We start from the raw sequence: 26,273 nt of genomic DNA on the forward strand, positions 1-26,273 counted from the left end.
CAACCAGATGCTCGCCCACGCCGGCAGCGCCGACCCCACCAAGACCCGCACCGACTTCGAGACCACCTGGAACATCTGGAACGGCATCCGCGCCGTGCTGTCCACCGCCGCCGCCGTCGCCATGGTCAAGGCCGTGCGGCTGTACCGCCGCTCGGCATGACGCCCGAACCGCTCCGTGGGGTGCGGGTGTGGGGGATGACCATGGGGGTTCCGGTGATCGGGTCCGGGGTGATGTCGCAGGGGAGGGCGAAGACGTCGTGGACACGTTCGGCGGTCAGGACCGCGTCCGGTGGGCCCTCGGCGACGATGCGGCCGGACTTCATCACGATCAGGTTCGAGGCGAAGCGGGCGGCCTGGTCGAGATCGTGCAGGACGGCCGCGATCGTACGGCCCTCGCGGTTCAACTCGGCGCACAGCTCCAGGAGTTCGTACTGATGCGCGATGTCCAGGAAGGTGGTCGGCTCGTCGAGCAGGATCACCGGGGTCTGCTGGGCGAGCACCATCGCGATCCACGCCCGTTGCCGCTGCCCGCCGGACAGGTCGCCCACCGGGGTGTCCGCCAGGTCGGCGAGGCCGGTGCGGTCGAGGGCGAAGGCGATCGCGCGATCGTCGTCCGGGGACCACTGGCGCAGCAGCGTGTGGTGCGGGTACCGACCGCGGCGGACCAGGCCGCGCACCGTGATGCCCTCGGGAGCGATCGGGCTCTGCGGCAGCAGCGCCACCTTGCGGGCGAACTCCCGTCCCCGGTAAGCGTGTACGTCCCGACCGGCGAGGGTGATCGTGCCGCCGACGGGGCGCAGCACCCGGGCGAACGACTTGAGCAGCGTGGACTTGCCGCAGCCGTTGGGGCCCACGATCACGGTGAGGCCGCCGTCGGGGAGGTCGAGGTCGACGCCCTCGACGACGGGGGTGCGACCGTACGACAGGGTCACGTCGCGGGCGCTCAGCCCGACAGACGTCGGGGCCGGTTCGGCGGTCACAGTCGACCACTCCTCCACTCGCGGGTCAGCAGGAATCCGAGGTAGGCCCCGCCGAAGGCGAGGGTGTAGATGCCGACGGGAAGCGGTTCGACGTACGGCAGTTGCTGGGCGGCCAGGTCGGCGACGGTCAGCAGCGACATCCCGACCAGGGTGGAGAGCACCAGGTGCGGACCGGATCCCCGGGTCAGCCGGCGGGCGATCTGCGGCGCGGTGAGCGCGATGAACGCGACCGGGCCGGCCACGGTGACGGCACCCGCCGACAGCACGATGGCCAGGACCACCGCGCAGGTTCGGGCCCGGCCGGGGTTGCCGCCGAGCGAGCGGGCCACCTCGTCGCCCATCTCGGCGAGGTCCAGGTGCCGGGACAAAACCAAGGCCGGGACGGCCACCACGAGCAGGACCAGGGCGATGGTCGTGGCGTCGTCCCAGGAGCGGGCCGCGACACTGCCGTTGACGTACGCGCTCAGCGCGCTCGCCTTGTCCCGCTCGACGACGTAGACCACGTACTGGGTGATCGCCGTCCCGATCGCGGCCACCCCGATCCCGGCGACGACCAGCCGCCCCGGATCGCGGAAGCCCGTGCCGGTGGCCAGGTGCACGATGCCCATCGCGCCGGTCGCCCCGAGCAGCGCGCCCAGCCATACGGGCGCGCCGGCGGGCATGGCGAGCGCGAAGATCGCCGCCCCCGCGCCCGCGCCGCTCCCGAGCCCGATCACATCCGGACTGGCCAGCGGATTGCGGGTGGCCGTCTGGAACAGCGCGCCCGACAACCCGAACGCCGCTCCCGCACCCAGGCACACCACGAGTCGGGGCCCGCGCAGCCGGTTCAGGACGAACTTCTCCTTGCCCTCGGCGCCGCCGAAGATCGCCGGCAGCAGGTCGCCGGGCGCGATCCCGAGCCGCCCCAGGGTCAGCGTGGCCACGGCGGCCGCGAGGGTCAGCACGAGTACGACGATCGCCGCGAGCACGGTGACCCCGCGTACGGGCAGCACGACCAGGTTCCCGATCCGCAGCCGGCCGCGCGGGCGACGCACCTCGACGGACACACCCGCACCGCCTTCGAGTTCGGTCTCGACCGGGCTCATGTCGCCGGCCGCATGCGCCGTACCGCGACCAGGAGCGCCGGTGCGCCCACGAAGGCCGTGACCACGCCGACCATCAACTCCTGGGGGCGGAGCAGGACCCGGCCCAGCACGTCGGCGAGGAGCAGCAGGGCCGGTCCGAGCAGAGCCGCAAAGGCGATCCGGCGTCGGAAGTCGGTGCCGGCCATGGCCCGTACGATGTGCGGAACTCCCAAGCCGACGAAGGCGATCGGGCCTACGGCGGCGGTCGCCGCGGCGCTCGCGACGATGGCCGCGACCAGGCCGCCCGCACGCAGTACGGCCGGGTTGCCGCCGAGCGCGGTGGCCGATTCGTCGCCCAGGGCAAGGGCGTTCAGCCCGGGGCCGAGCAGCAGCGCGGCGGCCAGACCGAGCCCGGCGAGCGGCAGCACCGACCAGAACACGTCCCACCCGCGCCCGCCCAGCGCGCCCACGACCCAGTAGCGGTAGCTGTCGAACACCTTGGGTTTGCTGAGCGCGACCGCCTGGATGTACGCGCCGAGCACCGCGGACAACACGGCGCCGGCCAGCACGAGGCGCACGGTGCCGCCGCCCGCACCGCCCCCGCCCAGGAGGTGCACGAACCCGCCGGCGAGCAGCGCGCCGGGCAGCGCCCACCACAGGGCCGCCCAGCCGCCGGAGGCGCCGGCGAAGGCGGTGCCGGTCACGATGCCTGCCGCCGCGCCCGCGTTGATGCCCAAAAGCCCCGGATCGGCCAGGGGATTTCGGGTGATGCCCTGCATCAGGGTGCCGGCGACGGCCAGACTCGCGCCGGCGAGTACGCCGAGCGCGGTCCGGGGGTAGCGGCTCTCGACCACGGTGGTCAGGTAGGGGTCGCCGTTGCCGGTGAGCACGTCGACCACGTCCGCGAAGGACGTCGTCCTGCTGCCGAACATCACGCTCGCGAAGAGCGCGACGAGCAGCAGGACGAGAGACCCGGCCAGGAGGGCGGTGGTCCGCGGCACCCCGCCGTCGGCGACTTCGTTGTCGGCTTTCATGCGCGTCGGTTCGGTCGGGGCTACTTGCCGGCCTTGGCGACCGCCGCGTCGATCTGCGGGAGGTAGCGCTGGATGCTCCACGGCACGGTCAGCGGGTTGATCATCGACGACGCGGTGACGAACGGGTTGTCGTTGCTCGCCACGACGGCGCCGCGCTTGACCGCCGGTATCGACGCGTAGAGCGGCTGGGCCTCGATCTCACGGCGCGTCTTGTCGTCGGTGTAGAAGGTGAAGACGACGTCGCTGGCGGCGAGTTTGTCGGCGTTCTCCAGTCCGATGACGGCCGAGTCGGTGCCGTCGGTCTCCGGGAAGGTGTTCACGATCGGATCGACCTTGAGCCCGAGCGAGGAGACCACGGAGACCCGCTGCTCCTCGGGCTTGAAGACTCCGAGGGTGCCGGGGCCGGTCGTGTAGATGTAGGAGAAGGTGACGTTCTTGTAGTTCGGTCGACTCGCCGACGCGTCCGCCAGTTGCCGCTTGATCCCGGCGGTCAACTCCCTGGCCCGGTCCGGCTGTCCGAGCGCCTTGCCGACGATGTCGATCTGCTGGTCCCAGTCGGTGCTCCAGGCCTTGTCCGGGTACGCGACCGTGGGCGCGATGTCCTTCAGCAGGTCGTACTGCTTCTGCGTGATGCCGGACCAGGGCGCGAGGATGACGTCCGGGTCGAGCGCGGCGACGGCCTCGATGTCGAGTTCCTCGCCGCCCTTGAACTGCTTCGGCAGCTTGCCGCCGGACTTGGTGACCGCCTCGTGGATCCACGGCAGATAGCCGGACCCGTCGCTGCCCCACGCGTAGCTCTCGATACCGACGGGGACCCGCCCCAGCGCGATCGAGGTTTCCGCCGAACCCTGCCCCAGCGTCACGACCCGCTCGGGCTTCCTGGTGATCGTGGCGGTGCCCAGGGCACTTTTGATGCCGACCGGGAAGGCGCCGGGGACGTCGGCGGCGGGGGCGCCCGCGGACCCGGCGGAGCGGTCGGCTCCGGCGGACCCGTCGTCCTTGTCGTCCTTCGATCCACAGCCACCCAGCACGAGCGCCATGACAACCGCCGCGACGGGCGCCACGAATCGGCGGCGAACCCTGCCCTCGAACCGGAGAGACATCGATGACCTCTTTCTGCGTACAGCCCGAAAATATCGCGGCTTGTTAGGACAGCCTAAGCTAACCTCTCGATCGTCCTCCATGCACCCTCGGCACCGATGATCCGTAGGCTGGGCGCCGTGAAGACTCCGCTGCTGCACGAGCGTTTTCCCTCGCACGACCCCGACGCGCCGTTCTTCCGTCACCTCCCGCTCGGCGAGCGCCCGACCCCGGTCGCCCGGCTCACCGGCCTCGCGGACGGCACGGCCGAGGTGTGGATCAAGGACGAGAGCGGGTTCGGCGACCTCTGGGGCGGCAACAAGGTCCGCAAGTTGGAGTGGGTGATCGCCGAGGCGCTGGGACGGCGGTCGCCGAGCATCCTCACCTTCGGAGCACTCGGCACCAACCACGGGTTGGCGACGGCGCGGTTCGCCCGCGCACACGGGCTCGACGTCGCGCTCGCCCTGGTGGACCAGCCGCTCGACGAGCACGTGCGCCTGCAGACGGAACGGCTCGAAGCCTCCGGGGCGAGGATCCACCGCACCCGCACCAAGGGCCGCACCAAGCTGCTCGCGCCGTGGCTGATCCTGCGTCACGGACGGCTCGTCGGCGGCCGGTTCAGGCCCGCGTACGTCCTGCCGACCGGCGGCTCGTCCCCGATCGGGATGCTCGGGTACGTCGAGTGCGGCCTGGAGATCGCCGCACAGGTCGGCGCGGGCGAACTCCCCGAACCGTCGCACGTCGTGCTCCCGGTCGGCAGCGGAGGTACGGCCGCGGGCCTCGCCCTCGGACTGCGCCTGGCCGGCCTGCGCACCCGCGTGACGGGGGTCGTGGTGAACGATCAACTGCCCCTGGATGCCGAGCGGATCACCAAGATGGCGAACAGGACCGCTCGGCTGCTGCGCAGACGGACCGGCGACTTCAGGGTCGAGGGCCCGCGTCCCGAGGACGTGACGACGACCCGCGAATGGCTGGGCGCCGGCTACGGGCGTCCGACACCGGAGGGCGAGCGAATCATCCGCGACAGCCGAAGGATCGGCGGCCCGGAACTCGAACCGGTCTACACCGCGAAGGCGTTGGCGGCACTGCGCGACCTGAACGCACGCGGCGGACTCGGCGACGGGGCGGTGCTGTACCTGCACACGCACGGGCCGCGCTGACCCTCCGGCGGCGCCGGGCCGCTCGGGGCGGCCCGGCCGGTTTCAGCCCGTGGCGGACGGTGTCGGTGCGGGCACAGCCGATGCCGCCGCGTGGCAGGCGCCGGCCCCCTCGGCTCGGGTGAGGATCCGGCCGGCATCGATGCGGATCGCCGTCTCGGTCGCGTCGCTGATCGCGGACACCCCGGCCGCCGCCGCGACCGCGCCCGATTCGTCGCACACCACCCGCAGTCGCGGCCAGGCCGCGCGCGGGAACGCGCGCCGCAGACAGTCGCACAACTCGGCGAGGATCAACCGGGCCAGCGGGGTCAACTCCCGCGGATCCCCGGTGACCATGACCACGGTCACCGCCGCGCCGGGCGGCGTGGAGCGTACCGCCTGCTCGGCCGCGGCAAGTCTGTGCAGGCCCAGGATCGCCACCAGACCGTCGTCGAGCAGATCGGCGGGCTCGGCCCGAACCAGGTCGAACACCGGCGGCGGGGCCCAACGTTCGTCCACCCGATGCGTGGGTGCGACCACGGCCGGCGGTGACCACCAGTCGCCGAGCCGCAGGCCGGCCAACCGCTCGCAGGCCGTGACGATGTCGAACGGCTCCACGAACCCCGGTGCCACGGAGGCCATTTGACTCGCCCCGTGCAGCGCGGTGAGCACCGTCTCCGCCAATCGCACGCGCCGGGCCGGCGGCACCCCGGGCACCGTCTCGGGCGGGTCCAGGCGCTCCAGCGCGAGCGCCACCAACAGCGCGTCCAGGTTCATCAGTTGGTGATACGGCACGCGCATGCGCTCGTCGGCCAACACCTCGGGGATCAGGTCCGAGCCGAGCCGGGCGAGGTCGTGCGGATCGGTGTCGGCGTGCGGCAGCCGCGCCACCCAGGCCCGGGCCAGCGCGCCCAACGCCTCGCGCATGGTCGTGCCCGGCGGCGCCGACGCGAAATCGTCGGGATATTCCGCGAGTTCGGCCAGCACCGCCAGGTAGAGCGCACGTTTGCCGGGGAAGTTGGAGTAGACGGCGCCCCGGGTGAGTGCGGCCCGTTCGGCGATGGCGTCGATCCGGGCGGCGCGGAAGCCGAATTCGGCGAATTCGGCGCGAGCGGCGGCCAATACCCGCCCCCGCGTGCGCTGTTGCGTCTCCGCCCTGCTCAGCCGGGCCATCGCTCTCCCTGTCCGGACGCCCCCGCCCAGGCGCACCGCCGTTCCCCGACGGTCAAAGTACCGTACTATCCGGATGGTGAGACCATCTGTTGCGACCACTTGACGTGCGCCGGCCGGGTCCGAACGCCGGCACGGAGCACATTCGGCCGCGCGCCGGAGGGGACGGGTCCGAGGTCATGGCACGCATCGGCGACGGTGAATTCTTGATGAAGTGCTCTTTCTGCGCGAAGACCCGAAAGCAGGTGCGAAAACTCGTCGCCGGACCCGCCGGCCTGTACATCTGCGACGAATGTGTCGGCCTGTGCAACGAGTTGATCGACGAGGAGCCGGTCCCGGACCACGACGCGCCCCGGAGCGGCGACCTGCCGGTCCCGGCCGAGATCCACCACTTCCTCGGCCGCTATGTGATCGGACAGGAGGCCGCCAAGCGCACATTGGCGGTCGCCGTCTACAACCACTACAAGCGGGTCCGGGCCGGCGACCACCGGGCGGGCGCGGTCGAGGTGGCCAAGTCCAACGTCCTCCTGCTCGGGCCCACCGGTTGCGGCAAGACCTACCTCGCCCAGACCCTGGCGAAGTTACTGGACGTGCCGTTCGCCATCGCCGACGCGACCACCCTCACCGAGGCCGGCTACGTCGGCGAGGATGTCGAGAACATCCTGCTCAAACTGCTGCGCGCGGCCGACTACGACGTCCCACGCGCCGAGACCGGCATCGTCTACATCGACGAGATCGACAAGATCGCCCGCAAAAGCGAGAACACCTCGATCACCCGCGACGTCTCCGGCGAGGGTGTGCAGCAGGCGCTGCTGAAGATCCTGGAGGGCACCGTCGCCGCGGTGCCGCCCCAGGGCGGACGCAAGCACCCCAACCAGGAGTTCATCCACATCGACACGACGAACGTACTGTTCGTCGTGGCCGGCGCGTTCGCCGGACTGGAGCGCATCATCGACGAACGGGTGGGCGAACGCGGCATGGGTTTCACCGCCGGCCCGCCCGCCGGACCCACCCGGTCCGCCGTCCCGGAGGGCGACGTGTTCGCCGGCGTCATGCCGGCCGACCTGATCGCGTTCGGCCTGATCCCCGAGTTCGTCGGCCGACTGCCGATCGTCGCACGGGTGAGCGGCCTGGACCGGAGCGCGTTGTTGCGCACGCTCACCGAGCCGAGCAACGCGCTGGTGAAGCAGTATCGGAAGTTGTTCCTGATGGACGACGTCGAACTGGAGTTCAGCCGCTCGGCGTTGGAGGCCATCGTCGATCGGACCCTGTTGCGCGGCACCGGCGCCCGGGGACTGCGGGCGATCATGGAACTCGTCCTGCGTCCGATCATGTACGACATCCCCGGCCGCACGGACGTGGCCAAGGTCGTGATCAACGAGCGCACGGTGACCGACGGTGTCGAGCCGATCGTGGTCCTGCGGCAACCCCCGCACGAGAAGTCCGCGTAGCGGCGGTTCGTCGCCCATCACGAATACCCGGCACCCGCACCACCCACCGCGCCCGGGTGTTCAGCCGTGCGTGTGCGGACGCCGGTGTTTCGCCCGCCAGGTGTCCGTGGCCACGCCGGACATCACGATCATCACGATGTCCTCGGCCAGTGTGTCCGTGATCGGCAGGTGGCCGAACAACGCCCGGTAGTAGGTGGTGGAGGCCAGCAGGTCCAGGAGCAGGTCCAGGTCCGTATCCGGCCGGATGTCGCCGCGCGCGATTCCCCGCCGCAGCGCCGCCGCCGTGGCGGCGCGGCGCGGATCGAACAGTTGGGCGAAGAACGTCTGGGCCAGCGCCGGATCGACGGCCAGGTCCGCGACGAGGGCCGGCCACACCCGCCGGGTGCCCGGTCCGGCGAAGGCCGTGGTGAGGGTGGCGATCCCGACGATCAGATCGCAGTGCGTGCATCCCGTGTCGGGCGTGGGGGCCTCGCCCATCGCGGTCACCAGGGCGTCGATGACCAGGTGCCGGCGGGACGGCCAGCGGCGGCGGATCGCCGGTTTGGTGGTGCCGGCCCGCACGGCGACGCCTTCGAGGGTGAAGTCGGCGTAGCCGCCCTCTTCGAGCAATCGCATGGTGGCCGCGAGGACCGCCTCGTCGATGCGGTGGTCGCGGGGGCGACCGCGACCGGTCGTGATCGGTCGGACATCGGAGGTGGCCATGGTCACGAGTATAGATCGGATCTAATATCGTTCTGTTCCGGAACGGAACGTAAAAGAATCGACCCGGGAGCCGATCTTGGCAGCCGAACGGCAACGCGAACTCGAACCGCACCCCCACACGGACCCACACCCGGCGGACCGCGCCACGGAGCGCACACCCCGGTCCCCCGAGGACGCCGGCCCGCCCCCGAGGCCCCCGGGCCGCGCCGGGGTCTGGGACCGCGACCATCGCGCGTTGTCCCTGGGCCTGTTGATCTCGGTGGGCCTGGTCGCCTTCGAGGCGATGGGCGTCGTCGCGATCATGCCCCGCGTCGCCCGCGGCCTCGACGGCCTGGGGTCGTACGGCTGGGGCCTGTCCGCATTGATGCTTGCCGGCGTGCTCGGCGCGGTCGTCGCGGGCGGGGCGGGCGACCGGCGCGGACCCCGGCGCCCCCTCGCGGCGGCCCTCGCGCTCCTCGCCGCCGGGTGCGTACTGGCCGGGGTCGCGCCCACCTGGTGGGTCTTCGTCGCCGGCCGATTCGTCCAGGGCCTGGGCGTCGGCGCCGTGATGGGTCTGGCGTACCTGGTGATCGGTCTGGCCTACGGAGACCACCTGCGAGCCCGCATGGTCTCCCTGATCTCCTCCGCCTGGACGCTGCCCGCGCTGGTCGGCCCGGTCGTGGCCGGCGCGCTGGCCGATCGGCTCTCGTGGCGGGCGCTGTTCCTGCTGCTGCCGATTCCCGTCGTACTGGCGGCCCTGCTCACCCTGCCCGCGCTGCACGGGTTGGGCGGGTCCGGGGACGAACCGGCGACGACCGCGCATGAGACCGGCGACGCGGCGCGGGGGCGCGGATTGCGGCGGCTGCCCGATCTCGCCCTGAGCCTGGTGCTCGCGACCGGGACCGGGGTGATGATCGCGGCGTTCGAGTTCGCGGCGTTGGTTCCGGTGATCGTGCTCGCGGCACTGGGCGCCGTCGTCGCCGTGCTCGCCTATCGCGCCCTCACCCCGCCGGGGACCATTCGCGCCGGGCGCGGGCTGCCGGCGGGCGTCGCCATGCGCTGGTTGTTGGCGGGAGCCTACTTCGGCGCCGACACCTTCCTGCCGCTCGGGCTGACCGAGTTGCGCGGTCTCGGCACCATCGAGGCTGGTTTGGGACTGTCGGCGGGCGCACTGACCTGGGTCGTGGGATCGACCCTCCAGGCCCGCTGGGACGACCGGCACGGTGCCCGACTGCGCCCGACCCACGCCGTGTCGGGCAGCATCGTGTTGTGCGCGGGCATCGCGCTGTTGGCGTGCGCCGTTCTGGTGGACACGATCCCGCCGCTGGTGGCCGTACTGGGCTGGGCGATCGGCGGGTTCGGCATGGGCGTGGCGTACAACGCGTCCTCCGCCGCCGTGCTCGCCCAGGCCCCGGCGGACCAACAGGGGCGCACCGGAGCGGCGTTGCAGTTGTCCCAGACGTTCGCCGTCGCCGTGCTCAGCGGCCTCGGCGGCGGCGCGGTCGCCCTCGCCCACGCGCACGGCGCGGGCCTGGGTACCGCTCTCGGCGTCACGTTCGGCCTCACCGCCCTGCTCGCGCTGATCGCCGTCCCGACGGCGCTGCGGATCCGGACGAAGGCGGACCGCGCGACGGGTTGAGCGTCCGGATCACGAAGGGGCGGCCATCCGGGGCCGAGCGTGCCCGCTCACGCTCGGCGCCGGACCGGGCCTTGGAAGGGGTGGCGATCAGCGCGCCGGCAGGTCGAAGTTCCAGCCCTTGGCCTTGAATTCGGGAATCAGCCGGTCCACCGCGTCGACCGTCTGCTGCCGGTCGCCGCCCGCGTCGTGGAGGGTGACCACCCCGGTCGGGGTGATGCCGTCCCGCAGTCGCTGGAGGAGCACGTCGGTGCCGGGCAGTTCCCAGTCGCCGGGCATCAGGGTCCAACTCAGCGGACGCAGGCCGAGGTTCGCGGCGACGGCCGGCGACTGGCCCCAATTGCCGTACGGCGCGCGGAAGTACGGGATCTCCACACCGGGCACGGCGGCGCGGATCTGCGCGTCGGTCCGCTTGATGTCCGCCTCGATCTCGGCCGGGGAGACGGTGGTGAGGTCGCGGTGGCGGTAGGTGTGGTTGCACAGGGTGTGGCCGTCGGCGACGATCGCGCGCACCTGCGCCTGCTGCCACTCGACCTGCTCGCCGACCAGGCAGAACACCGCCTTGACCTGGTGCTTCCGCAAGACCTGAAGCAGTTGGGGGGTGTACTGCGGGCTGGGCCCGTCGTCGAAGGTGAGCGCCACCTGGTTGCCGGGGTGGGCGGTCGTGGTGACCAGGGCCGGGCTCACCGGCCCGGCGGCGGGGCCCGCCGTGGCGGCCGGGGAGCCGATCCAGGCGGTGGCCACGCACACGAGTAACGCGGTGAGGATCGCCGGGCGACGACGGCGTACTCGGGGGTGACCGGTGTGAAGACTACGCATCGCGGGGTCGTTCCTTTCGGTGGAGCGTGGATCGTCGTGCGGCAGTGACGTTTCTTCCGGCCGGGATATCGCCGCGGCCGAATAGCGGAACCGCACGGGAACGGAATCGACGGAATGAACCGTCCGTGAACGGAATCCATCCGGAACACACACAGGGCAGAGCCTTTCGGTTCCGACACCGGCGGCCCGGATTCATCGTAGCTGTATGTGTTCGATATCTGACTGTGTGGTATTCCACCTGCTCACGGCCTTGACCAGGCAATCACACATCGTTCATAATCGTGCAGGATCGAACATCAACCGACCGTACCGATCATCAAGAGAAACGTTTCCTCGTCATTTCTCCAAGAAATCAAAAAGCGAAATACCCCCGAAAAGACGAAACGGCGCCCACTCCGAAGAGAGGGCGCCGAATACGGCGAAGACCGATCGACGACCGATCAGATCCCGAACGGCCCGGCGTAGTGGACGGTCCCTCCGGGCAGCGGGTCGTCGGCGTGCAACGCCAGCGCCATCAGGGCATCGTCGGGGACCTCGATGGTCAGGCCGATGCCGTGCGCCGACGCCCGGGTGAAGCCGAACCTCGGGTAGTACTCCGGGTGCCCCAGCACGACCACGTGCCGCTCGCCCAACTCCTTCGCCGCCGCGAGCGCCGCACGCACGACCGCCGAGCCGGCGCCGGTCTTTTGGTACTCGGGCGACACCGCCACCGGCGCCAGGCACAGCGCCGGCCGGTCGTCGATGTGGCAGCGGGTGAGCAGCGCGTGCGCCACCGGCCGGTCGTCGCCGTCGACGGCGACCACGGACAGGCCCGGGATCCAGGCCGGATCCCTCCGCAGCGCGTCGACCAGATCGGCTTCGGCGGGTGAACCGAACGCGGCCCGCACGATGGCCCGGACGGCGGCGATGTCGGCGTCGGTCTCGACGCGCGTGATCCAGGTGATGCTCATGACGAACAGCGAATCACACGCGCCGAGCCGAACACCTTCCGGGAGGGCGGCCGTCCCCCACCGTCGCGGCCGCCCGTCGTCTCATCCCCTGCTGGTGATCCGGTTGCTCAGCCCGTTGTCGTCGATCTGCGGCACGCTGCCGTCGGGCTTCCTGCCGTACATCACCAGGTGGTTCGTGCCGGAGACGGTGATCTTGTCGAACCAGGCCACCTCGATGCTGTCGCCGTCGCCGCCCGTCACCGTCAGGCTCTTGCAGAAGCCGGTGAGCGTGAGCGCGATCGTGGAGCCCTCGATCCGCACGTCACGACCCGTGCAGTCGGTGGTCGGCTTCTCGCCGCTGCCGGTGAACACGATCGTGTCGTTCCCCTTCGGCGTGACCGGCGCGGCCGGCGTCGAGTGGTCGGGCTTGCCGGTCTGCGGCGCCGCTGGCGTGGTCGGCGTGGTCGAGGTGCTCGGCCGCTCGCTCGCCGAGGTCGGCGCCGGCGACCCGGTGCCCGGCGCGGTGGTGGCCGGCGCGGCCTTGTCCTTCTTCTCCACACCCGCCTCGCAGGCGGTGGCGCCGACGACGACACCGGCGGTCAGCACGATCGCGGGCAGCACGGTACGAATACGCATCTCGGTTCTCTCCCCCATGTGGAAAGGCCGGTTCCGAAGGGCCGGTTCGGCCTGTGCTCACCACGTTAGGGAACGTCCGTCGCAGCGGTGTGGCAACCGTCTACCGGATCTGCGACACGGGTACCCGGTTCCGATACACCCTCACGACGTGGGCAGCCGAAGGCGCACGACGGTGCCCGACTCGGGCAGGCTGCGCAGTTCGGTACGACCACCGTGGCGCAGCACGACGGCCTGCACCAGGGCCAGCCCCAGGCCGCTGCCCGGGGTGCCGCGTGCGTCGCTGCCTCGGACCAACTCCTCCCAGACATTGGGAAGTTCGTCGGCGCGGATGCCGCGCCCGGTGTCCGCGACCTCGACCACCACGTAGCCGTCCTCCTCGAACGCGCGCAGTTCGATCGCACAGCCCGGGTCGCTGTACTTGACCGCGTTGCCGACCAGGTTCTCCAACGCCAGTTCGAGCAGGTCCGGGTCGCCGGCCAGGGTGGGCAGCGGCCACGGCACGCGCGGGACCGAGACGGTGATCCGCCGGTCGGCGCCGCCGGGCAGGTCGCGGCCGGTCTCGCCGGCGGCGTCGAGGAGTACGGCCACGTCCACCGCCACCCGCTCCAGTGGGCGGGATTCGATGTCGGCGAGCTTGCGCAGGTCGCCGGTGATCCGGGCGAGCCGGGCGACCTGCTCCCCCACGCCGGCGAGCGGACCGTCGGGGCCGGTGTCCTTGTCGGCGGCGAGATTGGCCAGGCCGAGGCGCATCGCGGTGAGCGGATTCTTCAGCTCGTGGTCCAACCGACGCAGGAAGCGGTGGTGTTCGGCCGCCGCGGCGGCGCGGGCGCTCCGCGCGGCTTCGGCGACCCGCCGGCGTGCCCCGATCACCAGCACGGCGGCGCCGGCGGCGAGCGGACCGAGCACGGCCACGCCCAGGACGGGGGCGAAGCGTACGTAAACGCGCAGGTCGCCGGCGAAGACGGCGGCGGACGTCACGGCGGCCAGGTAGGCCGCCACCGCCGCGCCGAGCAGGACGATGCGTCGGCGGCGGCTCACTCGGCCGCCTCGACGCGCGCGACGAAGCGGTATCCCTCGCCGGTGACCGTCTCGATCCAGCGCGGCGCCGCGGTGTCGTCACCGAGCACCCGTCGCAGTTCCGCCACCCGGTTGTCCACCGCCCGCGTCGTGCTGGCCGATTCCCAGCCCCACAGCACCTCCATCAGCCGTTCGCGGGAGAGCAGTTCGTCGGGGTGGGTGACCAGGTAGTCCAGCAGCGCGCCCGCCTTGGGGGTGAGCGTCAGCTCCCGCTCGCCCAGCCAGGCCCGGCGCGCGGTCCGGTCCACCCGCAACGCGCCGGCCCGGAGTGTGCGCGCGCCGGCGAGGGGCGGCAGTCCGCGTCCGGAGCGGCGCAACAACGCCCGCATGCGGGCCACCAGTTCGTACGGGTCGAACGGTTTGTTGAGGTAGTCGTCGGCGCCTTCCTCCAGGGCCATGGCACGCTCGGTGGACTCGCCGACCTGGGTCAGCAGGATGACCGGGATCCACGCGCCGGAGCGCCGAATACGGCGCAACACCTCGCGCCCGTCCAGGAGCGGCATCAGCACGTCCAGGACGATCACGTCCGGGAGCGGTGCGGTGCCGGCGGCGGTGAGCGCCGCCGCGCCGTCGTGCACGATCCGGACATCGAATCCGGAGCGTTCCAACAGCGGCCCCAATTGCGCGGTGATCGCGACATCGTCGTCGGCCAGCAGCACCGCGGGCCGCCTCGTCTCGTCCCCTGTCACCGCGCCCACCCCCGTATCCGGGACGAGGATAGGCGACGCGGCGGTGCGGACGACGGCATTCCGGCGGTCGTGGGTCACCTGCTCCGGGTCGACGGCCGCAGGGGCTCAGGAGCGGCGCAGCATGGTGTAGGCGAGGCCGACGAGCATGCCGCCGACGATGCAGACGGCGATCCCGACCCGGGTATCGATCAGGAAGCCGACCACGATGGCGGCGGCGTAGATCATCGGGACGGCGGCACGGACGTTGCGGGTCATGGCGATCCCTCAGTGGCGCGCGGGCTCGACGGCCTCGGCGGGGGTGGCGACGGCGGTGGTCGTGCAGTCGTGGATCGGGCGCCCGCTGCCGTGCCAGACCGACAGGGCGTAGGGGCTGAACGGGTATTGGGTGCGAAACGCCGGAACGGTGACGGTGCCGCGGACCACGGCCGCGCCGTGGTCGCCGGCGCTCTCCTCGCCGGCCGCCTCGGGCACGTCGCCGTACTCGCGCAGGATCGCCCACAGCGCGGCCGGCACCGCGAACTCGTGGGTCTCGGCCACCTGGTGGATGCCGGCGCGGAAGACCGAGGCGGCGGCGAGGTCGAGGTCGATCACCGCGTCCAGGTCGGCCCGGTCGGGCAGCGCGGCGGCGCCCAGGTGTTCGTACAGCACGTCGACGGCGGCGTGCGCGTGCCGGCGGGCGCGCTCGGGGGTGCGCACCATCCGGTGCAGGATCACCTGGTAGTGCACCTCCTCGTGGATCGGTTCGGTGCCCAGTTCGGCGTACAACGCCTCGCGCGGGAAACGGTCCGGCTCGCGCCACGAGCGGGTGTAGTCGGCGTACCAGAAGGCGGCGATCGGGTCCGGGCCGCCGGCGCGCAGGTGTTCGCCGAGCGTGGCGACCAGGTCGACGGTGCGGGCGCCGGCGGCCCGGGCCAGCACCCGCAGCGTGCAGCGGAGCAGGCACTTGTGGAACAGCGTGAGCGGGATGCGCAGTTCCATGCCGCGCAGCCAGTCGGCGAAGTCCATCCGGGAGTGCCCGGTGACCACGTCGGCGATCAGGTCGGTATTGCCGGGGTCGCACGGCATGCGGCGGGTGGTCAGCGCGTGCTCGTCGCGAAAGCGGGCGTGGGTGTAGTCGGTGTTGTTCAGCAGCAGGAGCGGATACACCACCGGTGACCCGCCGGAGGCGACCGCCTCCTCGACACCGTCCAGGTGAGTGGCCAACGATTCGCCGGGCATGCCCCAGATCAGATCGGTGTAGGTGGGGATCCCGCGATCGCGGAACTGCCGTTGCATGCGCCGGTAGTTGTCCACCCGGATGTTGGTCCGGTTGGCGAGTTGCAGCACCTCGGCGTCGAAGGACTGCGCCGAGAGCGTGATCGCGCCGGTCAGGCCGGCGCGGTGCAGGATCGAGGCGATCTCGACCACGCGGCCGTTGGTGTTCTTGGCCCAATTGGTCATCACGAGCAGGCGTTTGCGCCGGCTCGCGCACAACTCGACCAGGAGCCGGGCGATTTCGGTGTCGCGCGGCAGGATGCCGAAGTTGGCGTCGGCGATGAACAGTTGGGTGCCGTTGCCGGCGTGGGTGACGATCCGTTCCAGTTCGGCCCGGATGCGGTCCAGGGAGTATTGGCGCACCTTGGAGTTGGTGGCGCCGCCCCAGTAGCAGAACGCGCACGAGTACGGGCAGCCGCGGTTGGTCTCGTAGACGATCATCCGCGAGGCGGCCAGGTCCCGGTCCGACCACACCTCGGGGTCGAGCAGCGGCGACGGCAGCGCGTCCAGGTCGCTCACGCGCGGCGCGTCCGCGGTGTCGATCGGCGTGCCGTCGGGGCCGCGCAGGCTGATCCCGGCCACCTCGCCCAGCGCGGCCCGCAGGGCGGGGTCGGTGAGCGGGGCGTCGGGGTGTGCGACGAAGTGCCGCAGCAGGTCCCGGAAGCGCAACTCCCCCTCACCGTGCACCAGTACGTCCACCCACGGAGCCTCGGCGAACAGCGCGCGCTGCTGGTGGGTGACGTCGTTGCCGCCGACCACGACCCGGCAGCGCGGCCAGCGTCGCTTGACCCGGCGGGCCAGTTCCAGGGTGCGTGCCCGGTTCCAGAAGTAGACGGTGAAGGCGATCACGAGCGGGTCGTCGAGCCGGTCCAGGACCGCGTGCGCGACGCGGTCCCGGTCGCCGGCGCCGCGCTGGAGGTGTACGTGCTTGTGGAAGGTCACCGCGGCGGCCAGTTCCGGGTCCGCCCGGGCCGCCGCGTGCAGTTGGCCGAGCACGGCGCTGTAGCGCACCCCCGGCATCACGGTCAGCTCGACCAGGTGGACCTCACGGCGGCGGGCCGGTGCGGCGGGCGACGACATCCGGGGTCCTCTCTGCGGCGTGGTGGACGGGGGCGCACCGCGGTGTGCGGGACGGGGGTTCGGGGTCCGGGCCGGGGCTCAGCCGGCCGCGACCGACAGGGCGTAGTCGCCGTAGGCGATCAGCTGCACGCCGGTGCCCGGCGCCGAGGCGGGTGGGATGTGGCTGAGCGAGACGATCAGGCGGGTGATCACGTACTGCGCCGCCCGGGCCCCCTCGGGGCTGCCGGCCAACGCCGCCTCCCGGCTGCCCGCGTCCAGCGGCACACCGTCCTTGCCGCCCGAGGAGGTCATCGTGTCCCGAACCTGGACGGCGGTGAACGCCAGCACGCCGCCGTCGCGGGTGCGCAGCAGATACGTCGGGTATTGCGGTGCGTCGGGCGCGATGGCGCGCTCCAGGATGCCGCCCTTGGCACGCAGCGCCTGGACGCCGGCGGTCCATCCGCCGGTGAGTTGTCCGGTGAGCGTCTTGGTGGGCGACAGCGGCACCTTGGGGTCGCGTTTGCCCTGGGCGTAGTCCTGGTAGGCGCGGCCGAGGGCGGCGGGGTCGGCGAGCAGTCCGGCGGCGTCGGTGACGGCGGGGGCGCCGCCGGCGGCGTCCTGGTCCAGGTCCGGGATCTCCGAACGGTCGGTGACGAACGGGTAGTACGCGACCTTCCACGGCGCGCCGTCGTGCTCCTGGACGAACAGCAGGTACTTGGGCGACGGGGAGACCGTGTCGGATTGCAGCAGTTGGGTGATCGCCACGAAGAACTTCGGGTATCCGCTCTGGCGCGGGAAGACGAAGCGCGGATGCACGTATCCCGTCGTCGGCACCGCGACCGCCTGGGTCTTGGCCACCTGCAGGCCCGCCTTGCTGCCGGTGGCGGCGGGCGGGATCTCGATCGCGTCGACCCCGGCCGGGTCCAGGGCGGTGTTGATCCGCGTGTTGGCCGCGGAGTACTCCTGGAGCAGCCGAGTGGCCTGTTCCACGCCCACCGGGGGCGCGTCGGCCTGGGGCGCCGCGGGCTTGGGGTCGGCGGTGCCCTCCCCGCATCCGGCCAGTGCGGCGCCGGCCACGAGCAGGGCGCAGGCGAGCGTGGCCGCCCGGCGGCGAACGGCCGAAGTCGCCCGGCGGCGGGGGCCGACGGGCGGGTGGATCACGCGTGCCCCGAAGGGGTGCGGTGCGCGCGCGTCCGGCGCGGTCGGTCCGGGCATGGGTCTCCACCTCGGGTCAGTGGCCGGTCGAGTTCCGGGGTGGCGGGACGCCCCCGGGCCGGGTCGATCAGGTGCTGGTGCAGCACGGTGAGCAGGAGCAGCTGTACGCGTCGCCGCCCGCCACCGAGTCGAGATCGGCTTCGGACAGCTCGCGCGTCTCCAGCAACGGCGAGTCCAGGACCCACAGTTCGTACCGACCGGTCTTCGTGCCCTCGGCCCACGCGTGCACCTGCGCCTCGAGGTCGGGTTCCCCTCCGGCCTCACGCGTGATGCGCACCGTGGCGCCTGCGGGCAGTTCGAAGCCCATCTCCGCGAGGGCGGCTCGCGGGTCCGATTCCAACCGGGCCGCGTACTCGTCGTCCGACCACGCCGCGGTCAACACCTTGGCGTAGAAACTGACGAACGCGGCCCTTTCCCTGGGCTCCATGAGCCGTCCTCTCCCTACGCCGTGCCGCGGCGCGCCGTCAGGTGCAGCAGCAGCACGGGGAACAGCAGCAGCAGTACGTGGTGTCGTCGCGCGTTTCGATGGTGCCGCCGGCGACCGATTCGAGGTCGGCCTCGGACAGTTCGCGCAGTTCGATCTGCGGCGAGTTGGGCACGCGCAGCTCGTACGTGCCGGAGACGGTGCCGGCCTCCCACAGGGTGACCTGGCCGTCGAGGTCGGGCTCGCCCTCGACGTTGCGGATGATGCGCACCGAGGCGCCGGCGGGCAGTTCGAGGCCGTGTTCGGCGAGCGCGGCGCGCGGGTCGTTCTCCAGCCGGCTCGCGTACTCGTCGTCCGACCACGCGGCGGTGAGCACCTTCGTGTAGGACCTGACGAACGCGGCCCTGTCCCTGGGCTCCATCTGAGTCTCCCTCGTTGGGTCCGACTTCGGGATCTGCAGCGAATTCCGCCCGCTCGGCTTCGGATTCACCTCGGATTCGAGGCACGTTCGGATCGGATCCGGATCGGTTCGGCTGCAATACCGGAAGCATGCGGAGCACGCCGAGGAACCGTCAATGCCCGAACTCCTAATTGCCGGGTCCCAGGATTTCGGCACCCCTCCCCCAAGCTCTGTGCCCCGCCGCCCGTACCTCCGACACCGCCTGCCGGCAGGACAAACGGGGGACCCCCCAACGTTAGGCGGGCACCTCCGATAGAACTCACCCGGGCACCCCCCTGGCCCAATACGAACACACCGGAGAAACAGCGGAATTTCGCCGGAACGACCTTGTCCCGGCGCCCGGGACGCCGCTAACAATTACCGGGCGACGGCCGCAGGGCACCGCTGCCGGAAAAGCTGCCGGAAATTCGACTACGCCGGGAGAGAATTCGTGGACCTGCCTCGACTCAAGGCACATCTCGTCCCTCGCCCCTTCGGTACGGATCGGGTCTTCCTCCTGTGCGAGGAGGGCCACTACCTCGTCCAGGGCAAGGCGGTCGCGGCCGTGTTGCCGTATCTCGACGGCACGCACACCATCGCCGAGATCACCGAGAAGCTCGCCGAGCGCTTCACGATGGGCGAAGTGGTCTTCGCGATCTCGAAGTTCCAGCGCTTCGGCCACCTCGTGGACGGCGCGGCGAACGACGACCGGGCCGGGGCCGCGGCCTGGGAGAGCCTGGGCCTGGACGCGGTCGAGGCGGCCCATCGGCTGCGGGGCGCGCGGATCGAGGTGGCCGCGCTCGGCGCGGTGGACGCCGCCGCCGTGGTGGCCGCGCTGCGCGAGATCGGCGCGGCGGTGACCCCGGTGACCTCGGCCGCGACCGGCGCGGCGCCCGCCGAGGGCGGACACCGGCCTGACCTGACGGTGGTGCTCACCGACGACTACCTCGACCCGCGACTGGCCGCGATGGACGCCCGGTTGCGGGCCGCCGGGCTGCCCTGGCTGCTCGCCAAGCCGACCGGCGCGGATGTGTGGACCGGCCCCTACCTGGTCCCCGGGCGCACCGGTTGTTGGCACTGTCTGGCCCACCGCCTGGCGGGCAACCAGCAGGTGGAGACGTTCCTGCGGCGGCGCCCCGACGGCACCGTCGACGAGGAGCCGATCCGCACCTCCGTGGCCGCCACCGCCTGGTCGGTGGGCCTGTCCGCGCACCTGGTCGCCGCCGCCGCGGCCGAACTCCTGGCGGCGGAGGGACGTTCCGGCTACGAGGGTGTCCTGGTGTCGCTGCACGTACCCAGCCGGCGGCTGGAGCAACACCGGTTGATCCGGCAGCCGCAGTGCCCCGCGTGCGGCGATCCCGCGCTGCTCCTGGACCGCGATCCCCGCGTCGAACTCGTAGACCAGGCGGTGCGGTTCGACGACGAGGGCGGGCACCGTACGATGCGCCCCGACGACACGTTCAAGCGGCTGGAGAAGCACATCAGCCGACTGCTCGGCGCGGTCAGCGCGCTGCGCCTGCTCAACGACGTGGACAACGGCGTCACCTTCAGCTACTCGGCCAGCCACAACTTCGCCGTCCCCGGACCCAACATCGGCATGTTGCGCCGCAACCTGCGCGGCCAGAGCGGCGGCAAGGGCCGCAGCGACGTCCAGGCCCGGGTCAGCGGGGTGTGCGAGGCGATCGAGCGCTACTCGGGGGTGTGGCGCGGCGACCGCCGGACCGAGCCGGGTTCGTTCGAGGAGCTGGGCGCCGACCTGGCCCTGCACCCGTACGACCTGTTGCTGTACTCCGACACCCAGTACGAGACGCGCGAGGAGTGGAACCGCGAGTCGGCCGGGCGCCTGCACATCGTGCCGGAACGATTCGACGAGAAGCGCCGGCTGAACTGGACCCGGGCCTGGTCGCTGACCGAGGACCGGCCCCGCCTGGTACCGGCCGGCTACTCCTGGTTCGGCCACCCCGACCTGAACGAGCACTTCTACTGCTTCAGCGACGGCAACGGCAACGCCTCCGGGAACACCCTGGAAGAGGCGATCATGCAGGGCCTGTTCGAGAGTTGCGAGCGGGACGCGGTCGGCCTGTGGTGGTACAACCGGGCGCTGCGCCCGGGCTTCGACCTGGACTCACTGCACGAGCCGTACGTGGACAGCCTGCGCGACTTCTACGCCGGGATGCAGCGCACCCTGGAGGTCGTCGACATCACCACCGACCTGGGCGTGCCCACGTTCGCCGCGGTCTCCCGGCGCACCGACCACCCGGTGGAGGACATCCTCCTCGGCTTCGGCGCCCACCTGGACGTGCGGATCGCGGTGTTGCGCGCGCTCACCGAGGTGAACCAGTTCCTGCCCGCGGTGATCAACCGCAACCCGGACGGCAGCACCGCCTACTGGGAGGACGACCCGCACACCCTGGCGTGGCTGCACACCGCCACCGCCGAGGCGCAGCCGTGGGCGCTGCCCGCGCGGCATCTGCCGCAGACCACGCTGGAGGGCTACGGCATCCTGCACAGCGGCGACATCGCGCGCGACATCCGCGGCACGGTGGAGCGGTTGCGCGCGGTCGACCTGGAGGTGATCGTGCTCGACCAGAGCCTGCCCGACCTGGAGCTGAACGTGGCCAAGGTGATGGTCCCCGGGCTGCGGCACTTCTGGCGCCGGTTGGGTCCGGGGCGGATGTACGACACGCCCGTGCGGCTGGGCTGGCTGGCCGCGCCGGTGCCCGAGGCCGACCTCAACCCGTACAGCGTCTTCTTCTGACCACCTCCCGTGCCCACGGCCCGGGTCCGGGCCGACCGTCGGCGCTCCGCAGGCGCCCGGTCGGCTCGGCCGGGCCGGCCGGCCCCGCACCGCTCCGCACGCACCGCCCGCTCCGTCCGGGCCGCTCCCGCCGCGTAACCGATTCGGCCCGGCCCGACCTGCCCCGGAGGTTCCATGACCAGCCTCGGTATCCCGCCGACCGCGGCCGGCGCCGCGACGACGGTGCCGGTGGAACGCGTCGCCCTGCATCCGAACGCGCGGGCGAGCACCAACGACGCCGGCGCCACCCTGCTCTTCCTCGGGCCGCGTGGTCTGTCCCTGGGCGTGTTGACCCCGGGCGTCGCGGCGGCCGTCGCGCTGCTCGCCGACCGCCCGAGCAGCGAGGACGACCTGCACCGGGCCGTGCTCGACCGCGACGGTGAGAGCGCCCTGCTGAAACTGCCCGCACTGCTCCAGCGGTTGCGCGCCGGCGGGTGGCTGGGCACCACCCTGGAGGTGGCCGGCCGACCCGTCCTCGCGCTGCGTCCGCTCGCCCCGCCGGCCCCGCCCGCCCGCGGCGCGAGCGCCCCCGATCCGGCGACCCGGCGATTGTCCCGCTTCGCGGTGCTCCGCCGCGAGGGCGAACACATCGTCCTGGAGTCGCCGTTGGCCCCGGTAGCCGCCGACCTGCTCGACCCGGCGCTGGCCGGGCTGGTGGCCGCGCTGCCGCACCACGACGCCGGCGCGCTGCCGCCCGGCGCCGCGCGTGCCCTCGAACTGCTGTCCCGGCACGGTCTGTTGGTCGATCCGGAGCAGGAGGACGCCGATCCGGACCGGGCCCGCTGGTCGCCGCACGAGTTGTGGTTCCACGGGCGCACCCGGGCCGGCCGGCACGACCTGCCCTACGGCGGCACCTACTGGCGCGCCGCCGCCGAGCCGCCCCTGCCGGTGGTCCGTCCGGCGTTCGACGGACCGACCGTCGACCTGCCCCGCCCCGACCCGGACGCGGTCCGCCGGACCGATCCGCCGCTGACCGAGGTGCTGGAGGGCCGCCGTTCGGTGCGCGCGCACGACGACACGAAGCCGTTGACCCTCGCGCAGCTGGGCGAGTTCCTGTACCGCACGGCACGCAACCGCGCCGTCCTGCACGAGGACCGCCAGGAGGTCGGCGACCGGCCCTACCCGTCGGGCGGGCGCTGTCACGAACTGGAGCTGTATCCGCTGGTGAACAACGTGGTCGGGGTGCCCCCGGGCCTGTACCACTACGACCCTCGCGATCATCGCCTCGAACACGTCGCCGACCCCGGCCCGGCGGTCGGCCGCTTGTCCGAGATCGCCCGCGCCACCGCGCTGATGAGCACGCCGCCGCAGGTCGTGCTGCTGGTGAGCGCGCGGTTCGGGCGGGTGATGTGGAAGTACCAGACGATGGGCTACGCGCTCGTGCTCAAACACGTCGGGGTGCTCTACCAGACGATGTACCTGGTCGCGACCGCGATGGGCCTGGGCGGGTGCGGGCTCGGCGGCGGCGACTCCGACCTGTTCGCCCTCGCCACCGGCAACCGATGGGAACGCGAGGGCACCGTCGGCGAGTTCCTGCTCGGCACGATCGGCCCGGAGCCGAACACGGCCGTGCCGGGCGCGCCCGGAGGGGGACGGCCATGAACTTCCGTCGCGAGGCCCTGGAGGGACTGAAGGCCCCCGAGGAACTCGACGCGCCCATCCGCCTGGTCCGCACCCGCGCCTGGGCGCTGCTGCTCGCCCTGGCCCTGCTCCTCGGCGCCACCGCCGCGTGGTCGGCGGGCGGCACCCTGCCGCGCAAGGTCGAGGTGCCCGGCATCCTCACCCATCCGCTCGGCGTCTCCCGTGTACAGAGCCCGCAAACCGGCCTGGTGTCCAACCTGTTCGTCGATTCGGCCACGCTCGTGCCCAAGGGCACCCCGGTGCTCTCGGTGGTCGACGCGCAGGGCGCCACCCAGATCGTCCGGGCGCCGTTCGCCGGCCGGGTGATCGGCCTGCTCGTCTCCAGCGGCCAATACATCTCCGTCGGCACCACGTTCATGACCGTCGAGCGCACCGACGCCAACGACGACCGGCTCCTGGCCACGCTGTTCGTATCCCCGCGCAGCGCGGGCATGTTGCGCCCGGGCACCCAGGTGGACGTGTCCGTACAGTCCGCGCCCTCCCAGGCGTTCGGGCTGCTGCGCGGCCGGATCACCGCGATCGACCAGTTCCCGTACACCGCCCAGCAGGTGACCGACTTCCTCGGCGGCGACCAACAGGCCGCGGGCCGGCTGCTGTCCGCCGGCGGCGCGGTCCGGGTCACCGTCGACCTGGAGACCGACCCTCGCACGCTCAGCGGCTACCGCTGGACCAACCGGTCGGGGCCGCCGTTCCGGATCGACTCGCAGACCCCCATCACCGGCTTCGCCCGCCTGCCCGGCGAGCGCCCGCTCGATTGGCTGCTTCCTGGATGACCACCACCAGTTCGCCACCGCCCGCCGGCGCGCCGCCCGCCCCGCCGGAGCGCGGTCGCCGCCGCCGCGAGTCCGCCGAGCGCCGGATGTCGGTACGCACGCCCACGGTCATCCAGTTGGAGGGCGTCGAGTGCGGCGCCGCCGCGCTGGCCATGGTGCTCGCCCACCACGGCCGCTTCGTCCCGCTGGAGGAGTTGCGACACGCGTGCGGGGTCTCCCGGGACGGCGCCAAGGCGGCGAACCTGCTGCGCGCCGCGCGCTCGTACGGACTGATCGCGCGCGGCATGCAGATGGAGACCGCGGCACTGGCCCGGAACCGGCCGCCGGCCATCCTGTTCTGGAAGTTCAACCACTTCGTCGTCTACGAGGGCATGACGCGCCGGCTCGGGCGGCCGATGGTGCGGCTCAACGACCCCGCGCAGGGCCGCCGGTCGGTCACCACCGAGGAGTTCGACGTCGCGTTCACCGGCATCGTGCTCACCTTCGAGCCGGGCCCGGAGTTCCGGCGCGGCGGTCACCCGCCCCGGCTGCTCGCCGATCTGCGCGCACGCTATCGCAGCAGCGGCGGCGCGCTGCTGCTCGCGCTCCTGGCGAGCCTGTTGCTGATCCTGCCCGGCCTGGCCGCGCCCGCGTTCACCCGGGTGTTCATCGACCGGGTGCTCACCGGCGCGGACCACTCGTTCCTGCCCGCGCTGCTCGCCTCCATGGGTTTGGCGGCGGCGGTGACGATCGCGCTGACCATGCTGCAACAGACCCATCTGCTGCGGGTCGAGTCCGCGTCCTCGATCCGCAGTTCGGTCCGCGTGGTGCGCCATCTGCTGCGGCTGCCGGTGGTGTTCTTCACCCAGCGCAACCCGGCCGAGATCAGCAAGCGGGTCTCCGCCAACAACACCATCGCGCAGATCCTGTCCCGCGATGTGGCCACCACGGTGGTCAGCATGCTGCTGGTGGTGGTCTACGCGGGCCTGCTGTGGACGTACGACGCGCAGTTGACCCTGGTCGGGGTCGGCGTGGCGATGCTCAACATCGTGGTGCTCAAACTGGTCTCGCGGATGCGCACCGACACGGTGGCCCGGCTGCGCGCGGATCGCTCGGGCCTGGTGTCGGCGTCGTTCAACGGCCTCCAGTTGATCGAGACGCTGAAGGCCTCCGGCGCCGAGGGCGACTACTTCAAGCGCTGGGCCGGATTCCAGGCCCGGGTGGTCTCCGGACAGCAGGCACTGGGCGCGCCCACCTCGATCCTGGCCGTGGTGCCGCCGCTGCTCGCCGCCGTGGACAGCGGTCTGCTGTTGTGGATCGGGGGCCTGCGGGCGATCGACGGGCACATGTCGATCGGCCTGCTGGTCGCCTTCCAGACCCTGGTCAACTCGTTCAGCCGGCCCGTCGCCCAACTGACCAACCTGGGGCCGAGGTTGCAGGACGTGACCGCCGACCTGGGCCGGCTCAAGGACATCGAGAAGTTCCCACCCGCGCCCGAGTTCCTCGACGACGAGCCGGACCGTCGGGCCCGCTCCGGCGCCGGGGAGCCGGCGACGGTGCTCGCCGGCCGGGTCGAGTTGTCCCATGTCACCTTCGGCTACAGTCCGTTGGGCAAACCGCTCCTCGACGACTTCTCGCTGCGGGTGGGCCCCGGGCGGCGGGTCGCCCTGGTCGGCGGCTCGGGCAGCGGCAAGTCGACGGTGAGCCGGTTGATCGCCGGGCTGTACGAACCGTGGAGCGGCGAGCTGTTGTTCGACGGCCGGCCGCGCCGGGACTATCCGCGCGACGTGATGGGCACCGCGGTGGCGTTCGTGGACCAGGACATCTTCCTGTTCGAGGGCACCGTACGGGACAACGTCACGCTGTGGGACGACTCGATCCCGGACGAGGCGGTGGTCGCGGCGCTGCGCGACGCGGCCGTGTACGACGTGGTCGCGGCCCGGCCCGGCACCATCCACAGCGCGGTCGCGGAGAGCGGCAAGAACTTCTCCGGCGGCCAGCGCCAGCGCCTGGAGATCGCCCGCGCCCTGGTCCGCAACCCCAGCGTGCTGGTCCTGGACGAGGCCACCAGCGCACTGGACGCGCAGACCGAGGCGACCATCGACGACAACCTGCGCCGACGCGGCTGCGCGTGCGTGATCATCGCGCATCGGCTGTCCACGGTGCGCGACAGCGACGAGATCGTGGTGCTCGAACAGGGCCGGGTCGCCCAGCGCGGCGACCACCACACGCTGGCGGGCGTCCCCGGGCCGTACGCCGAACTGATCCGCGACCTGTAGCCCCGCGCGCCGCGCGCCCACCGACCACCCC

Annotated in this window: 23 protein-coding genes; 7 read left to right on the forward strand and 16 right to left on the reverse strand. The window is 72.0% G+C overall.

Annotation, left to right across the window (positions count from 1 at the left end; genetic code table 11):
* Nucleotides 1-125: 125 nt before the first annotated feature.
* Genes ACFRCG_RS40230 through ACFRCG_RS40245 form a run of 4 tightly spaced genes read right to left on the reverse strand, consistent with a single transcriptional unit; the run spans nucleotide 126 to nucleotide 4,181 of the window.
* On the reverse strand, nucleotides 126-980 hold the full coding sequence (locus ACFRCG_RS40230; RefSeq protein ID WP_380040900.1) for an ABC transporter ATP-binding protein: 855 nt from the start codon (nucleotides 978-980) through the stop codon (nucleotides 126-128).
* Nucleotides 977-2,065: a FecCD family ABC transporter permease gene (locus ACFRCG_RS40235; protein WP_380040902.1), complete on the reverse strand. Its 1,089-nt coding sequence runs from the start codon at nucleotides 2,063-2,065 to the stop codon at nucleotides 977-979. Before ACFRCG_RS40235 ends, ACFRCG_RS40230 begins: the two co-directional genes overlap by 4 nt.
* Nucleotides 2,062-3,078, reverse strand: coding sequence for a FecCD family ABC transporter permease (locus ACFRCG_RS40240; protein ID WP_380040904.1), 1,017 nt, complete (start codon nucleotides 3,076-3,078; stop codon nucleotides 2,062-2,064). Before ACFRCG_RS40240 ends, ACFRCG_RS40235 begins: the two co-directional genes overlap by 4 nt.
* Before the next feature lie 20 nt (nucleotides 3,079-3,098).
* Nucleotides 3,099-4,181, reverse strand: coding sequence for an iron-siderophore ABC transporter substrate-binding protein (locus tag ACFRCG_RS40245; protein WP_380040906.1), 1,083 nt, complete (start codon nucleotides 4,179-4,181; stop codon nucleotides 3,099-3,101).
* A 117-nt stretch (nucleotides 4,182-4,298) separates the two neighbouring features.
* Between ACFRCG_RS40245 and ACFRCG_RS40250 the strand changes: the two genes are divergently transcribed.
* Complete coding sequence (locus ACFRCG_RS40250; protein WP_380040908.1) at nucleotides 4,299-5,318, forward strand: 1-aminocyclopropane-1-carboxylate deaminase/D-cysteine desulfhydrase; 1,020 nt, start codon at nucleotides 4,299-4,301, stop codon at nucleotides 5,316-5,318.
* 42 nt (nucleotides 5,319-5,360) lie between these two features.
* On the opposite strand, the gene ACFRCG_RS40255 is transcribed toward ACFRCG_RS40250, so the two are convergent.
* Nucleotides 5,361-6,467, reverse strand: coding sequence for a TetR/AcrR family transcriptional regulator (locus ACFRCG_RS40255; protein WP_380040910.1), 1,107 nt, complete (start codon nucleotides 6,465-6,467; stop codon nucleotides 5,361-5,363).
* Between the two features lie 176 nt (nucleotides 6,468-6,643).
* Between ACFRCG_RS40255 and clpX the strand changes: the two genes are divergently transcribed.
* Nucleotides 6,644-7,915: an ATP-dependent Clp protease ATP-binding subunit ClpX gene (clpX, locus tag ACFRCG_RS40260; protein ID WP_380040912.1), complete on the forward strand. Its 1,272-nt coding sequence runs from the start codon at nucleotides 6,644-6,646 to the stop codon at nucleotides 7,913-7,915.
* 60 nt (nucleotides 7,916-7,975) lie between these two features.
* Here clpX and ACFRCG_RS40265 read toward each other — a convergent pair whose 3' ends face one another.
* On the reverse strand, nucleotides 7,976-8,617 hold the full coding sequence (locus ACFRCG_RS40265; protein WP_380040914.1) for a TetR/AcrR family transcriptional regulator: 642 nt from the start codon (nucleotides 8,615-8,617) through the stop codon (nucleotides 7,976-7,978).
* Between the two features lie 76 nt (nucleotides 8,618-8,693).
* On the opposite strand from ACFRCG_RS40265, the gene ACFRCG_RS40270 reads away from it, so the two are divergent.
* Nucleotides 8,694-10,235, forward strand: coding sequence for an MFS transporter (locus ACFRCG_RS40270; protein WP_380040916.1), 1,542 nt, complete (start codon nucleotides 8,694-8,696; stop codon nucleotides 10,233-10,235).
* A gap of 87 nt (nucleotides 10,236-10,322) precedes the next feature.
* On the opposite strand, the gene ACFRCG_RS40275 is transcribed toward ACFRCG_RS40270, so the two are convergent.
* The 10 genes from ACFRCG_RS40275 to ACFRCG_RS40320 all read right to left on the reverse strand — a co-directional run bounded on the left by ACFRCG_RS40275 (nucleotide 10,323) and on the right by ACFRCG_RS40320 (nucleotide 18,755).
* Nucleotides 10,323-11,051, reverse strand: coding sequence for a polysaccharide deacetylase family protein (locus tag ACFRCG_RS40275; protein ID WP_380040918.1), 729 nt, complete (start codon nucleotides 11,049-11,051; stop codon nucleotides 10,323-10,325).
* A gap of 440 nt (nucleotides 11,052-11,491) precedes the next feature.
* Nucleotides 11,492-12,001 (reverse strand): GNAT family N-acetyltransferase, encoded by a 510-nt coding sequence (locus ACFRCG_RS40280; protein WP_380040920.1) that lies wholly within the window; start codon nucleotides 11,999-12,001, stop codon nucleotides 11,492-11,494.
* Between the two features lie 81 nt (nucleotides 12,002-12,082).
* On the reverse strand, nucleotides 12,083-12,616 hold the full coding sequence (locus tag ACFRCG_RS40285) for a DUF3060 domain-containing protein (RefSeq protein ID WP_380040922.1): 534 nt from the start codon (nucleotides 12,614-12,616) through the stop codon (nucleotides 12,083-12,085).
* A gap of 141 nt (nucleotides 12,617-12,757) precedes the next feature.
* Nucleotides 12,758-13,654, reverse strand: a complete 897-nt coding sequence (locus ACFRCG_RS40290) for a sensor histidine kinase (protein WP_380040924.1) — start codon at nucleotides 13,652-13,654, stop codon at nucleotides 12,758-12,760.
* Complete coding sequence (locus tag ACFRCG_RS40295; RefSeq protein ID WP_380040926.1) at nucleotides 13,651-14,382, reverse strand: response regulator transcription factor; 732 nt, start codon at nucleotides 14,380-14,382, stop codon at nucleotides 13,651-13,653. The genes ACFRCG_RS40290 and ACFRCG_RS40295 overlap by 4 nt, the downstream gene beginning before the upstream one ends.
* A gap of 105 nt (nucleotides 14,383-14,487) precedes the next feature.
* The gene (locus ACFRCG_RS40300; RefSeq protein ID WP_380040928.1) at nucleotides 14,488-14,637 is read right to left on the reverse strand and encodes a hypothetical protein; all 150 of its coding nucleotides are present in this window, start codon (nucleotides 14,635-14,637) and stop codon (nucleotides 14,488-14,490) included.
* 9 nt (nucleotides 14,638-14,646) lie between these two features.
* Nucleotides 14,647-16,716, reverse strand: a complete 2,070-nt coding sequence (locus tag ACFRCG_RS40305) for a radical SAM protein (protein WP_380040930.1) — start codon at nucleotides 16,714-16,716, stop codon at nucleotides 14,647-14,649.
* Nucleotides 16,717-16,794: 78 nt separating this feature from the next.
* Nucleotides 16,795-17,910, reverse strand: coding sequence for a hypothetical protein (locus ACFRCG_RS40310; RefSeq protein WP_380040932.1), 1,116 nt, complete (start codon nucleotides 17,908-17,910; stop codon nucleotides 16,795-16,797).
* A gap of 67 nt (nucleotides 17,911-17,977) precedes the next feature.
* Nucleotides 17,978-18,337, reverse strand: a complete 360-nt coding sequence (locus tag ACFRCG_RS40315) for a hypothetical protein (RefSeq protein ID WP_380000404.1) — start codon at nucleotides 18,335-18,337, stop codon at nucleotides 17,978-17,980.
* 37 nt (nucleotides 18,338-18,374) lie between these two features.
* Nucleotides 18,375-18,755, reverse strand: a complete 381-nt coding sequence (locus tag ACFRCG_RS40320) for a hypothetical protein (RefSeq protein WP_380000406.1) — start codon at nucleotides 18,753-18,755, stop codon at nucleotides 18,375-18,377.
* A 469-nt stretch (nucleotides 18,756-19,224) separates the two neighbouring features.
* Here ACFRCG_RS40320 and ACFRCG_RS40325 point away from each other — a divergent pair, with 469 nt between their 5' ends.
* The 4 genes from ACFRCG_RS40325 (at nucleotide 19,225) to ACFRCG_RS40340 (ending at nucleotide 26,242) form a co-directional block, all read left to right on the forward strand.
* The gene (locus tag ACFRCG_RS40325; protein ID WP_380040934.1) at nucleotides 19,225-21,531 is read left to right on the forward strand and encodes a TOMM precursor leader peptide-binding protein; all 2,307 of its coding nucleotides are present in this window, start codon (nucleotides 19,225-19,227) and stop codon (nucleotides 21,529-21,531) included.
* Between the two features lie 174 nt (nucleotides 21,532-21,705).
* Nucleotides 21,706-23,172 (forward strand): SagB family peptide dehydrogenase, encoded by a 1,467-nt coding sequence (locus ACFRCG_RS40330; protein WP_380040936.1) that lies wholly within the window; start codon nucleotides 21,706-21,708, stop codon nucleotides 23,170-23,172.
* On the forward strand, nucleotides 23,169-23,984 hold the full coding sequence (locus tag ACFRCG_RS40335; protein WP_380040938.1) for an HlyD family efflux transporter periplasmic adaptor subunit: 816 nt from the start codon (nucleotides 23,169-23,171) through the stop codon (nucleotides 23,982-23,984). Before ACFRCG_RS40330 ends, ACFRCG_RS40335 begins: the two co-directional genes overlap by 4 nt.
* Nucleotides 23,981-26,242 (forward strand): NHLP family bacteriocin export ABC transporter peptidase/permease/ATPase subunit, encoded by a 2,262-nt coding sequence (locus tag ACFRCG_RS40340; protein ID WP_380040940.1) that lies wholly within the window; start codon nucleotides 23,981-23,983, stop codon nucleotides 26,240-26,242. Before ACFRCG_RS40335 ends, ACFRCG_RS40340 begins: the two co-directional genes overlap by 4 nt.
* Nucleotides 26,243-26,273 lie beyond the last annotated feature (31 nt).

The sequence above is a fragment of the Embleya sp. NPDC056575 genome (genome assembly GCF_042793325.1).
Taxonomy (GTDB): domain Bacteria; phylum Actinomycetota; class Actinomycetes; order Streptomycetales; family Streptomycetaceae; genus Embleya.